The sequence below is a fragment of the Niallia sp. FSL M8-0099 genome, from assembly GCF_038006945.1.
In the GTDB taxonomy this organism is placed as follows: Bacteria; Bacillota; Bacilli; order Bacillales; family Cytobacillaceae; genus Niallia; species Niallia circulans.
This window is the reverse complement of record NZ_JBBOWF010000003.1, coordinates 97535-110010: the sequence shown is the minus strand read 5'-3', so window position 1 is coordinate 110010 and position 12476 is coordinate 97535. Positions and strand designations below refer to the sequence as shown.

The 12476-nt window shown below is 34.1% G+C and carries 11 protein-coding genes; 9 read left to right on the top strand and 2 right to left on the bottom strand.

What is annotated here, in order from left to right; genetic code table 11:
• Positions 1 to 27 precede the first annotated feature (27 nt).
• From NSQ92_RS24945 to ltrA, 4 genes are all read left to right on the top strand, one after another.
• Positions 28 to 1482 carry a cell division protein FtsZ gene (locus NSQ92_RS24945; RefSeq protein WP_341123834.1) on the top strand — a complete coding sequence of 485 codons (1455 nt, stop codon included), beginning with the start codon at positions 28 to 30 and terminating at the stop codon, positions 1480 to 1482.
• A 719-nt stretch (positions 1483 to 2201) separates the two neighbouring features.
• On the top strand, positions 2202 to 3146 hold the full coding sequence (locus tag NSQ92_RS24935; protein ID WP_341123833.1) for a hypothetical protein: 945 nt from the start codon (positions 2202 to 2204) through the stop codon (positions 3144 to 3146).
• A 351-nt stretch (positions 3147 to 3497) separates the two neighbouring features.
• Complete coding sequence (tnpA, locus tag NSQ92_RS24930; protein WP_095330205.1) at positions 3498 to 3953, top strand: IS200/IS605 family transposase; 456 nt, start codon at positions 3498 to 3500, stop codon at positions 3951 to 3953.
• Between the two features lie 826 nt (positions 3954 to 4779).
• Entirely contained in the window at positions 4780 to 6042 is a 1263-nt protein-coding gene (gene ltrA, locus NSQ92_RS24925; protein WP_341123832.1) for a group II intron reverse transcriptase/maturase, read from the top strand.
• A gap of 121 nt (positions 6043 to 6163) precedes the next feature.
• Here ltrA and NSQ92_RS24920 read toward each other — a convergent pair whose 3' ends face one another.
• Positions 6164 to 6487, bottom strand: coding sequence for a hypothetical protein (locus tag NSQ92_RS24920; RefSeq protein ID WP_047185753.1), 324 nt, complete (start codon positions 6485 to 6487; stop codon positions 6164 to 6166).
• A gap of 12 nt (positions 6488 to 6499) precedes the next feature.
• Positions 6500 to 7096 (bottom strand): hypothetical protein, encoded by a 597-nt coding sequence (locus tag NSQ92_RS24915; protein ID WP_047185752.1) that lies wholly within the window; start codon positions 7094 to 7096, stop codon positions 6500 to 6502.
• Positions 7097 to 7320: 224 nt separating this feature from the next.
• On the opposite strand from NSQ92_RS24915, the gene NSQ92_RS24910 reads away from it, so the two are divergent.
• The 5 genes from NSQ92_RS24910 to tnpA (NSQ92_RS24890) all read left to right on the top strand — a co-directional run bounded on the left by NSQ92_RS24910 (position 7321) and on the right by tnpA (NSQ92_RS24890) (position 12182).
• On the top strand, positions 7321 to 7686 hold the full coding sequence (locus NSQ92_RS24910; protein WP_061794320.1) for a hypothetical protein: 366 nt from the start codon (positions 7321 to 7323) through the stop codon (positions 7684 to 7686).
• Between the two features lie 18 nt (positions 7687 to 7704).
• A complete protein-coding gene (locus NSQ92_RS24905; RefSeq protein WP_061794319.1) occupies positions 7705 to 7962 on the top strand; it encodes a hypothetical protein in 258 nt (85 codons plus the stop codon).
• Between the two features lie 225 nt (positions 7963 to 8187).
• Complete coding sequence (locus NSQ92_RS24900; protein ID WP_047185750.1) at positions 8188 to 8799, top strand: recombinase family protein; 612 nt, start codon at positions 8188 to 8190, stop codon at positions 8797 to 8799.
• Positions 8800 to 9058: 259 nt separating this feature from the next.
• Positions 9059 to 11512 (top strand): Tn3 family transposase, encoded by a 2454-nt coding sequence (locus NSQ92_RS24895; protein ID WP_445668883.1) that lies wholly within the window; start codon positions 9059 to 9061, stop codon positions 11510 to 11512.
• A gap of 178 nt (positions 11513 to 11690) precedes the next feature.
• On the top strand, positions 11691 to 12182 hold the full coding sequence (gene tnpA, locus NSQ92_RS24890; protein ID WP_445669277.1) for an IS200/IS605 family transposase: 492 nt from the start codon (positions 11691 to 11693) through the stop codon (positions 12180 to 12182).
• Positions 12183 to 12476 lie beyond the last annotated feature (294 nt).

Here is a 12476-nt window from a genome sequence, read left to right as displayed (position 1 = left end):
ATTACTAGTAAATAAGGAGATGAGATAATGGCTAAAACGTTCACAAAAAATAAACCTGCTATTAACATAACTATGGTTGGGTTTGGACAAGCCGGTTCAAGAATGGCAGATCAATTTGCAGCTATAAAAAATGCTGATGGCACTTCTGTATATAATTGTTTAGCACTAAACAGTAATGATGGTGATTTAGCGGGATTAAAGCACATCACTCCCAATAATAGAGAGAGTCTAGAGCTGGGTGGTTTAGGTAAAAATCCTGAAGAGGCAATGCAAATTTTAGAAACAAATGAAAAAGTTAAAGAACAACTAAAAGGTTTCATAAAAGATAGAGTTAGACCGACTGACGACTTAGTAATGTTTTTTGCTGGTCTAGGTGGCGGAACGGGTACCTCTACTATCGTAAAGGCAATTGAAGAATTTTATGAATATAACAATAAACCTAAAATTCAAGAAGAGTTTAATAAATTAAAAGAAAAATATGGTATAGATGAAATAAAAAAAGAGCCAAAAAAATACTTAATTGAAGCTACTAAAATTGCTCGTAAACGATTTACAAAGATTGGTGTAGTGGCTACTATCCCTACTAGAGCGGATGGTCCTGATGTATTAAGACAAGTAAATAATTTCACTAAAAAAATTGACGATATTGCCAAAAACCCTAATAAAGGTGTAGCATTTGTAGTCTATCCTGATAACCAACTAATGTATGAAGAGTTCAATAGTTTACTAGAAAATGAGAGAAAAGGAATTGAAAATTACCGAGACTATGCAAATATTAAACTAGTTGAAGAGTTTCATGAACTAAATACTGCTACTACTGGTGGTGGAACCTCGGTTACTTTTGATAGTGCTGATTTTAGAAGAACAATTTTAGAACATCAAGGTTGTTTATTCATAAGTAAGGTAACTAAACCTGCTTCTGAAATAAAAAATGGTCATGATATTAATAAAATGTTTTCTGAGTCTCTCGATAAAAATAGCTTTCACGATCCTATAGAATTGATTAATCCAGAGACAAATCAAATGGCCAAAATTCACCATATAGGGATTTTAGCTATTATTGATTCAAAATTAAAAGTTGGTAGTTCTTTTATTGATGATGCTAGAGATGAAATTATTAATAAATTACCCCTAAACGGTACTGTTTTTTCTGGTTATATTGAAGAACAAAATGATTTTTCTGTAACTGTTTATACATTTTTTAAAGCGGAGGCATTTCCTAAGCGATTGGCTAAGGGATTAGTGGAAGAATATAACGAATTTAAAGAAAGACAAAAACAAATAACCTATATGTCCCAAGGCATTGAGCAAATTAGTGAAACTAACGAAGAGGATGATTTTGATCTTTCTGAACTGGCTGCAGAACTAGGAGTGGAAGATCTTTTTGAAGAATCGGTTGGAGAAATAGCCTCTTCTACTGATGATGAGGATATAGATATTGATGATATTTTACAACAAATAAATGAGAATGAATTAAAATAAGATAAAAAAAGCAAAGAATCGTCCTATTCTTTGCTTTTTTTTGACTTAGATACTTTTTTTCATTGAACAGTTCCGGCATTCCCTAAGTAGTTTCCCCTTTGATATAGAACTTTTAAAATGTGCCATATTACAATTGTCGCATCTACCACTGATCCTGTCAGGATATAAATTATAATCATAGATTTTATTTATATCAATTTCTTCTTTCGTTAAATAATTATTCATCTCATTACTTCCTTAATTTATAGTCAATAATACTATTATAATCTATTTGTTTCCCCTATTCGCTTGAATTCTTTTGGAAAGCGCATTCTTTATAAGAGAAAGTTTATGTAAATGGTTGTTTTATGTGATGTTTACGTTGAGTTTTATAGATAAAGTGTATATTAACATGAAATTAACGTACTCTATGGGTTTTACCAATGAAAACACTACGTAATAATGATGTAATTTATATATTAATCTTATGTACTTATGTAAGCCTTACGTATTTATGATATAAATTTTATGTAACATTATATTTATTTTACGTAATGCTTACAAAAGTATTTTATAAAGTTTATATAGAATTGCTGTAAGATGATGATTTATGTAAGCGTAATTTGCATTGATGGTATGTAAAATTATCGTTTACTTCCTTTGATTTTTTGGTTCTTTCCGTGTAAAATCAATTGTAAAGTGTCATTTTTGACAATATAATGTGGTAGGAGGTGCGGTGAATGAGTGAAATTTCTATGAGAGAATTATTAGAAGATGAATTTAAACTTGATCCTCTTTATAATGTTGCTATTATTCGTGAATTAGAAGATTATATTTGGACTGAAAAAATTTTAAGTATGAGTAATGAACGAACTTACGATACAGTAGAAGCAAGTAAATTTATTGGACGTGCTGATGCAACTATAAGATATTACTTAAGACATGAGCTAAGTGATATTTATATAAAGCCGGAAAAACAAGGGAGATATTATAAATTAAGTTATTATACTATCTTTAAAATTCATTTAGTCTCTATATTAATAGATATAGGGGGGTTGTCTACAACTGAAATACTAACTGAGTTAGGTCATAAAACTACAACTGTTCCTTCTAGTAAAAATACACCTTTATATGACGATCTTAAAAAGTTATCTCAATTTGTTGAAGCTTCTTATAAGTTTAATAATCAATTGTTAGTAAAAATGCAGCAGCAAACGGTTTTGTTATTATCATATGAGAAAATGTTGAGTAATTTAAGAATTGAGTCAGTAAACATTGATAGAAAAATTGCTGATGCTAAATCCGAGGTTACTGAACTTAAAAATGATTCTATGAGCAATTATCTCTTGGAAAGGCAAGACCAAATTTTAGTTGCTTCATTAAAGAAAAAACCAAAAGGTTTTTTTAGTAGATTTAAAAATGATTCTAAAGAAGAACTTATTAATATAGAAGTAGATAAACAACTTAAAGAAAAGCAAGAAGCTGCTGTTCAAAGTAAGACTGAGTTATTAAAAGAAAAGATTGATGGCTATTATAAAGAGTTAAATAGTATAAAAGAAGAAATAGCTGAAACGGAGCAAAAATATGAACTAGCGCTAAGGGAACAGGAAAGAATTCTTGAAGAGGGCAAATACTCGGTTCAAAACTTTCTAAATAATCCTTTAAAGAATAATATAATAGATTGAAAATTCTGTCATATTGTTTTATAATAAAGGTACATAAATGAACTGAGGTGGTTTTAATGTTTTTACTTAAAACAAAAAAATCTGAAAACGTTATTTTGAATACAATTGTAATAGTATCTATTTTTACTCTAGTTGGATCAATACTGGTAAGCATATAAAGAGGTACTTTTAAATAAAAAAGGCTAAGTTAATTGTACTTAGTCTTTTTTTATTGATTTTTTACTCTTTTTAAACCACAGGCTCTGCCTGTGTGAAAATAAAACTTGTAGAGTCGTATTAGAAAAAAACTCCAATCGTTATAATAGAAGATGGCCGTCAAACCAACTTCAAATAACGAGAGGAGTTCTGCTCATGTCGAGCGACAATAGTTTATCACATACAAGATGGAATTGTAAGTATCATATCGTATTTATTCCCAAATACAGAAGGAAAGTAGTATATGGGAAATTAAGAAAAGATATAGGTGCTATATTGAGAAAACTATGTGAAATGAAAGATGTAGAAATAATGGAAGCACATGCCATGCCAGATCATATACACATGCTGGTAAAAATACCACCGAAAATGTCTGTTTCGTATTTCATGGGATATTTAAAAGGTAAAAGTTCATTGATGATCCATGATAGACATGCAAATTTAAAATATAATCATGGAAATCGAACGTTTTGGGCGAAAGGATATTACGTAAGTACGGTTGGATTAAACGAAAAAACAATTGCAAAGTATATACGAGAGCAAGAAGCAGAGGACCGTTTGCGAGATAATATGAGCAAACGAGAATACGTCGATCCATTTAAAGATAAGTAGGGAGAGTAAACGGTTGGCGGTCAATTTAGAGGTCCCTTTAGGGGCTTCGTTGGTAAAGTGCCCTTATAGGGCGAAATTAAAACCGCCGGTTCTACCGGCGGATACTTACTTTACTCTTTTTAAACCACAGGCTCTGCCTGTGTGAAAATAAAACTTGTAGAGTCGTATTAGAAAAAAACTCCAATCGTTATAATAGAAGATGGCCGTCAAACCAACTTCAAATAACGAGAGGAGTTCTGCTCATGTCGAGCGACAATAGTTTATCACATAGTGTGTCCTGAATGCTAGAGGATGCTGAAAGAATTATAGTAACCCAAAAGCAATGCTTTCTAAGAGATGGAAGTAGGTCTTCCGCAATCGACATACAGGTGTAGATTGCAAAACACCCATAGGTGCTGTAGTCAAAAGCTATGGTATTGAGCGTATGAGGAAAAGGCAGTAAAGAAACTGTCAGTTGGGTGCCACAAAGCTGAACGAGAGTGAAGAACTGATGAAGCATCGTTAAGACTTACAAGTATAGTCAAAACCAGAGTATTGTGTGGACGCTGGGATAAATCTATCGGAAACCTGTTTACTGGATAGATGGCTGTCGGTGTTGAGGTTACAGGAGTGTGGCATAGGCTCTTGGGAGGAACAGGAGAATCTTGTATTGCTATGTTAACCGAAAAATACAAGCTTACAAATATGCGAGTATGAAAGTAGGGATGAGCAGTACAGGTGCGGAAGAATTCGTAGTAGTGGGGAAGCTGATGTAATGTCAGTGGAGCGAAGGGGTTCTGTCATTAAACTTCTTGAATATTACAACCAAAAAAAATGGGAGGATTTTATGAAAGAGGGGAAATCATTTCGGATTTCACAGAATGAAATACTGAATGCCTATAAGGCAGTCAAGGCAAACAAAGGCGCAGGTGGGGTAGATGGCATAGAAATAGATGAGTTTGATAAAGATTGGAAAAACAACCTTTATAAGCTCTGGAATAGAATGTCATCGGGAAGCTATTTTCCTAAGCCGGTGCGTGGAGTGGAAATACCAAAGAAGAATGGGAAAATGAGACTGTTAGGAATACCAACGATCGAAGATCGTGTGGCACAGATGGTTCTGAGAAATCGGATAGAGCCATTAGTGGAACCAATATTCTATGAAGATTCCTATGGTTATCGTCCAAGAAAATCTGCATTGGACGCAGTGGGACAAGCGAGAAAACGATGTTTTCGTATGAAATGGGTTGTAGAGTTTGACATCGTAGGACTCTTTGACAATATAGAACATGAACGATTGATGAGATTGATAGCGTATCATGTGAAAGATAATTGGATTATTTTATATATTAAAAGATGCCTAAATACATCCATTCAAATGCCAAACGGAGAGATTTTTGAAAGAAAATCGGGAACCCCTCAAGGCGGAGTAATCAGTCCAGTTCTTGCGAACCTATTTATGCATTATATGTTTGATGATTGGATGGTAAGAAATTTTCCAAATTGTCCATGGGAGAGATATGCAGATGATGGACTGATACATTGTGTTAGCAGAAAACAAGCGGAGTATGTACTTGACAGATTGATAGAACAGATGGGTTATGCTGGTTTGGAAATACATCCTGAGAAAAGCAAAATCGTTTTCTGTCAAAGAGATAATAGGCAGTTGGAATCAGATAATCATTCATTTATCTTTCTGGGATATTGCTTTAGGCAGAGAATGGTTAAGAGCCAAAAGGGGATATACTTTATGGGGTTTACACCTGCGGTCAGTAAAGAAGCTGGGAAAAACTTTAGAGAGAAAATCCGAAATGTAATAAAGGAAATGAATACAACTGATATAGTGCTGCTGTCACAAAAACTAAATCCCATCATTCGTGGATGGATGAATTACTTTATGAAATACACTCCAAGTGAAGCATTTAGACAAGGTATAAATTATGTGAATCTAACATTGACAAGATGGTTAGTAAGAACAAGGAAAAAGGTTAGACGAAGCTATATAAAATCACAACATCTTTTGTATCGTATAGGGGTACAGCCAACATTTCGGAAATTTTGTACGCTAAGCAAATTTCGACATGATAAAATTCGATTTTCCTTACTTTAAGGGGTCCAACAGTAAAATGTTCATATCGGTTTTGTTGGTATCCCTAGTTAGCCTAAGATAGGCTAGAATATGTAACAAAAAAAGGAAGCGCTTTGCTTCCTTTTTTAGATTTTTAATCCCGTTAATTATCATCTTGTTTTCTTAACAATTTTTCACAGAGTTCCACACAAATACCTTGTGAGCTAAACCTTTTCAACAGTTCGCTTAAATTGACTGACAAACCATTATCTTGTAATATTTCTTCAAACTGTTGGTAGGTTAAATCAGGCATGATTTTTGCTTTCTTTTCCGGAAAAGTCGCTTGAAATTTTTTGTTAATATCTTCTGTTTTAGACTCTAGTACAATTGCTGTGGATGTGAAAGTCAAAATTGTTTCAATGAAATCAATATCAGTATTAGATAATCCTTTACTTCCTAACCATTCACTAACAGTTTCATTTTCCATACTATTTCACTCCTAAAAAAATAACCAATCAGCACCGCGAATTGCCCAAGCTACAGCGATTGATATATTTTCAGCTACTCCTTTGCTAACCCTTGTGTTATCTTTAAACCATACAGGAAGCTGAGTACGAACTTCATTAGCTGCGTTGGCCCCTGCATTTTCAAACTTCTTCAAAAAATTCCCTATCTTTACACTATTGCTTTTAAATGTTCTTGCAGTGGCAGAATCAATAATTTTGAAGGCTCTAGCTGCATCAATAACTTCATCTCCACCTTTTAAAAGTAACTGAGAAACTTTTATAACAGCTTTTGATTTAGCTCCAAACGGAACGATTTTCCCTTCGCCAGCCTCACTCTCATTAATAGATTTTTCATAAGCAATTTGAGAAAGTATAGCTATCTCTTCTGCACTATATCTATCAGAGGCATATCTTTCAGCGGCGTTTATTGGCTCTTCATCATAGTTATCTTCCCATACTGCATCTCCTTCTTCATAAACTTCATTAATTCCTTCTGCTGCAAATACATTTGGTACAAATGCTAATACACCACTAAATAACAGAACACTTACCATGATCGTTAACCCGAGTTTCCTTAAAAGTTTTTCCATAGGTTTACCTCTTCTCTCTTTTTTCTCTTACACTATTAAAATACTACACTAAATTTACACATTTTTCTATACTTTACAATATATCTTACTTACTATTTAAGAGGGAATAATTTCTTCGGAAAACAAGAGTAACTTTCAGGAATGAATCATACATTGAAAAAAAATTACTGGAAGGTGGTATAATTAAGAGTGTAGAAAGCAATGTTAATCTAAAAAACCCACCAATGAGCAGAGCAACCGCAGATGAACTTTTACCGGCGCTAGATGCTATCGAGCATATTCCTGATGAATTATTGGAAAAAGGATCCCCAGAAGAAATCAAAAAATATTTTATGGAGACCTTACCTAGAATTCGCACACAAAGTGTATGGAGTTGTAGTTTGGCAATTAGCGAATTGCTTGTTATGAATGCAATACCGATTGCAAGACTTACTAAGATAAAGAAATATGTTAAAGCATTGGGAGGAGCATGGGAAACTGCAAAACTACTGGTAGGTGCTACAACAGCAGGTGAAAAAGTAGCAACTCCCTCAGCCCTTATTGCGGAATTATCAGGTTTTACAAACGTAAGGAATGAATGTGGTTTTTAAAATGATAGGAGTATCATTTTGATCTGGAGTTTAATCACATCATTCATTCTTAATGTAGCGTTCTTAATTTATATTGTTGTTTTAACTAATAAGGTTAAAGTTTTAAGAAAGGAAACTGCAAAGCCTAGTGAAAACAATGATGAATTAATTGCCTTAGCACAGGAGAAATTGAAAACTCTTGGTGACATTAAGACTATAAAGTATCTAAGAGAAGAAAAAGGCATGTCAATGTTGGACGCTAAGCAACTTGTAGATGCTTTAAAAAAACAGGAGTAGCTTTTGCTACTCCTGTTTTTACGTTTCCCCAGTACGGGGTCCCACCAACGCTACCCCCTTTAATAATTTTTGTCAAAAAGCATACTTTGTGACACGTTAGAAAACAGTTAATATTACCGTGTCATAAAGTGTGTTTTTTAATTTTGAAACATTTCAATTTATTGATATACTTTTTGACATATATTGATAAATAGTTTTATAGAAAGGGGAAAGGGGTTATTAATTTTGAAGATTGGATATGCTCGTGTTTCAGCTAAGGACCAAAACCCGGAACGACAGCTTAAAAAATTTCGGGAGCTTGGAATTGAAGAACGTTATATCTTTATTGACAAGCAAAGTGGAAAGGATTTTAACCGACCACAGTATCAAGGGATGCTTCTAATTATTCGGGAAGGGGATTTATTGTACCTTGATGCACTGGACCGATTAGGAAGGGATTACGATGGTATCATTCGGGAATGGAAGTATATTACTCGGGAGCTGAATGCAGATATTGTAGTCCTAGAAAATGAAACCCTTTTTGATAGTAGGAAATTTCGAACTATGGGCGATCTTGGAAAATTAATGGAAGACCAATTTTTAAGTTTACTTTCCTATGTCGCTGAGCAAGAACGTAAAAAAAATAAGCTGCGTCAGGCAGAAGGAATTGAAGTGGCCAAGAATAACGGTGTACGATTCGGGCGTCGTAAGTACGAAATTAATGAGGACTTCATTCGAGTGTATTCGGAATGGAAGTCTGGATTAATCACTGCGACGGAAGGAATGAAGCGTCTTAATTTAAAGCCTAATACTTTTTATCGAAGGGTAAAGGAGTATGAAAACCAAAGAAAAGCGTGAAAATCTTGCATGGAAAAGAAATTCTTACAATAGACCAACGACAAGAGGTAATGATCCCTCCTAAGCGAATGGGAGCTTGCTTCTTACTACTGCTTATCAGAACATGATTCAGAATTTTTGAATAGGGAAATTAAGGAATTTCAAAATTAATTATAAGGATTGATTTAACTTGAGTGTGAAAGAATTGCTGTCACCAGAACAGCGAAAAGAAATATTAAACCTTAATAATTTATCAGAATTTGAACCAACAATCGAGAGGATGGTTTGGTTAGCTAGAACACGTGCAGAGAAAAAAATATATGCCAAACTAATAAGTAATCTTTCTGAAAGAAATAAACGTGAACTAGAAAAACTGATTGATTTAACGGTAAATAATAATAAAACTCAATTAGCTTGGCTTAGAGAAATTCCCGGACAGTCGTCACCGGATTCTTTTTTAAAGGTAATAAAAAGATTAAAGTACATTAAAGAAATGAACATTGCAGCTGATACGGGATTAATCCACCCCAATAGACTTTTACAATTAGCACGAATTGGGGCGAGATATGAACCCCATTCTTTTAGAAGATTTAAAGAAGATAAAAGATATGCATTATTAGTTGCTCACTTAATCACTCTCTCCCAAGACTTAACTGATCATGCCATTGAGATTCATGATAGACAAATGATGGTGTTACAAGCAAAAGGTAGAAAAAGTCAAGAAGAAATGCAAAAACAAAATGGAAAGTCAGTAAATGAAAAAGTTGTGCATTATGCAGATATAGGAACGGCTTTAATTAAAGCCAAAGAGGAAGGGATCGATCCTTATTTGGCATTAGAGCAGGTAATGCCTTGGGAAAAAATTGTAGAATCGATTGAAGAAGCTAAATTATTATCAAGACCAATGGACTACGATTATCTTGATTTAATAAAAACACGATATAACTATTTAAGGAAATATACTCCAAGCCTATTGGATTCTTTAGAATTCAAATCTACTAAATCAGCAGAACCTTTATTAAAAGCATTAGGCACTATACGTGAGTTAAATAATTCTGGAAAAAGGAAAGTACCTGAAGGCTCGCCTTTGAATTTTGTTCCTAAACGTTGGCAAAAGCATGTCTTTGATGATGAAGGAAACATTAACCGTCAATATTATGAAATGGCTGCTTTAACAGAACTCAAAAACTATATCCGTTCTGGTGATGTTTGGGTTGAAGGTAGTCGATTACATAAGGATTTTGAAGAATATCTAGTGCCAAAAGACGATTGGGGAAAAGCAAAAGTTCAAGGGACTAATATAGCTGTTAATGTGAATTTTGATCAGTATATATCAGAAAGATATGAAACTTTAAATACGAAACTTAAATGGATTTCCAAAAATATTGATAATATCGAAAGTATCAACATAAAAAAACAAAAGATACATGTTGAGAGATTACAAGCAGATACACCTGAAGAAGCTAGAAATTTTAGCTTATCTCTTTATAAAATGCTTCCAAGAGTTAAACTCACTGATTTATTAATGGAAGTAGCTGAATGGACTGGATTTGAGGAGTCCTTTGTTCACGCTTCTTCCAATCAAGCACCTAAAGGTGAGGAAAAATCTGTTATAATGGCAACGTTAATGGCTATGGGTACAAATATTGGATTAACTAAAATGGCAGAGGCTACTCCCGATATATCATATCGCCAGATGGCTAATGTTATGCAATGGAGATTACATGAAGATGCGATGAATCGTGCTCAAGCAACGTTAGTAAATTATCAGCACCGTCTTTCTTTGGTTTCATATTGGGGAGATGGAACAACTTCATCTTCAGATGGTATGCGTGTTCCTGTCGGTGTATCATCATTACATGCAGATTCAAACCCACATTATGGAACGGGAAAAGGTACAACCATTTATCGATTTACAAGTGATCATTTCTCTTCATTTTATGCAAAGGTAATCAACACGAATGCGAGAGATGCCGTACACGTGATAGATGGATTATTACACCATGAATCCGACCTTTCAATTGAGGAGCATTACACAGATACAGCTGGTTATACGGATCAAGTTTTCGGATTAAGTCATTTATTAGGATTTCGCTTTGCTCCAAGATTGAGAGACATAAGCGACGCAAAATTATATACCCTTACGTCTCCTGATGATTTTCCGAGTATAAAAGTCATACTACGGGGAAAGATTAACACGAAGGTTATTAAAGAAAATTTTGATGATGTATTAAGGCTGGCCCATTCAATTCGGGAAGGAAGAGTTTCTGGATCATTAATGATGGGGAAATTAGGTTCGTATGCAAGACAAAACAAAATTGCCACAGCTCTTCGAGAGATTGGAAGAATTGAAAAAACAATTTTTATTCTTGACTATATTACGAATGAAACATTAAGAAGAAGGATACATCGTGGGTTAAATAAGGGAGAAGCCATGAATGGATTGGCTAGAGCCTTATTTTTTGGTAAACGTGGGGAATTCAGAGAACGTGGCATGCAAGATCAATTACAAAGAGCTAGTGCTTTAAATATATTAATAAATGCAATTAGCGTTTGGAATACAGTGTATTTGGGTGAAGCAACAAAAGAATTAAAGAAACATGATGCCTTAAAAGAAGAATTACTCCCACATATTTCACCTCTAGGTTGGGAACATATTAATCTTCTTGGCGAATATAAGTTTGATTCAAATAGGTTACCAGCTAATATGCTAAGACCCTTAAATAAAAATTAATCTGTATCTGAAGCCAAATTCCTTAACGTACAGGTATTTGGCTTTTTTTGTGTCAAAATTTGCTTAGCGTACAAAATTTCCGAAATGTTGGCTGTACCCCGTATAGCAATGTCAAATCCGGAAAGATTCTACCATTGGAAAGTGGGCTATATGCCAGTGAGATGACAAGAGCCGTATGATGGGAGACTATCACGTACGGTTCTGTGAGAGATTTGGGGTGAAACTCCCCTTATCTACTCGACCAAGATGGAATTGTAAGTATCATATCGTATTTATTCCCAAATACAGAAGGAAAGTAGTATATGGGAAATTAAGAAAAGATATAGGTGCTATTTTGAGAAAACTATGTGAAATGAAAGATGTAGAAATAATGGAAGCACATGCCATGCCAGATCATATACACATGCTGGTAAAAATACCACCGAAAATGTCTGTTTCGTATTTCATGGGATATTTAAAAGGTAAAAGTTCATTGATGATCCATGATAGACATGCAAAGTTAAAATATAATCATGGTAATCGAACGTTTTGGGCGAAAGGATATTATGTAAGTACGGTTGGATTAAACGAAAAAACAATTGCAAAGTATATACGAGAGCAAGAAGCAGAGGACCGTTTGCGAGATAATATGAGCAAACGAGAATACGTCGATCCATTTAAAGATAAGTAGGGAGAGTAAACGGTTGGCGGTCAATTTAGAGGTCCCTTTAGGGGCTTCGTTGGTAAAGTGCCCTTATAGGGCGAAATTAAAACCGCCGGTTCTACCGGCGGATACTTACTTGTTTATAATAATCTCTTTGTTAATCGTTTTGTAATAGTAATGAAGAATTGGCTGTATGGATTATTTTCTGATAGGACTTAGCCTGGCGCGAGAAGCTATAGCCTTCTTTTTTAATTGTCATAAAACCATAGTAATATCTACTCATTTTACAATTTTCCAAATAATTAACATTTTTCAAAAAGG

Bases quoted from the DNA above. Each gene is read 5' to 3' on its own strand.
- NSQ92_RS24945 (WP_341123834.1), top strand. From the start codon at position 28: ATGGCTAAAACGTTCACAAAAAATAAACCTGCTATTAACATAACTATG.
- NSQ92_RS24935 (WP_341123833.1), top strand. From the start codon at position 2,202: ATGAGTGAAATTTCTATGAGAGAATTATTAGAAGATGAATTTAAACTT.
- tnpA (WP_095330205.1), top strand. From the start codon at position 3,498: ATGTCGAGCGACAATAGTTTATCACATACAAGATGGAATTGTAAGTAT.
- ltrA (WP_341123832.1), top strand. From the start codon at position 4,780: ATGAAAGAGGGGAAATCATTTCGGATTTCACAGAATGAAATACTGAAT.
- NSQ92_RS24920 (WP_047185753.1), bottom strand. From the start codon at position 6,487: ATGGAAAATGAAACTGTTAGTGAATGGTTAGGAAGTAAAGGATTATCT.
- NSQ92_RS24915 (WP_047185752.1), bottom strand. From the start codon at position 7,096: ATGGAAAAACTTTTAAGGAAACTCGGGTTAACGATCATGGTAAGTGTT.
- NSQ92_RS24910 (WP_061794320.1), top strand. From the start codon at position 7,321: ATGAGCAGAGCAACCGCAGATGAACTTTTACCGGCGCTAGATGCTATC.
- NSQ92_RS24895 (WP_445668883.1), top strand. From the start codon at position 9,059: ATGGTTTGGTTAGCTAGAACACGTGCAGAGAAAAAAATATATGCCAAA.
- tnpA (WP_445669277.1), top strand. From the start codon at position 11,691: ATGGGAGACTATCACGTACGGTTCTGTGAGAGATTTGGGGTGAAACTC.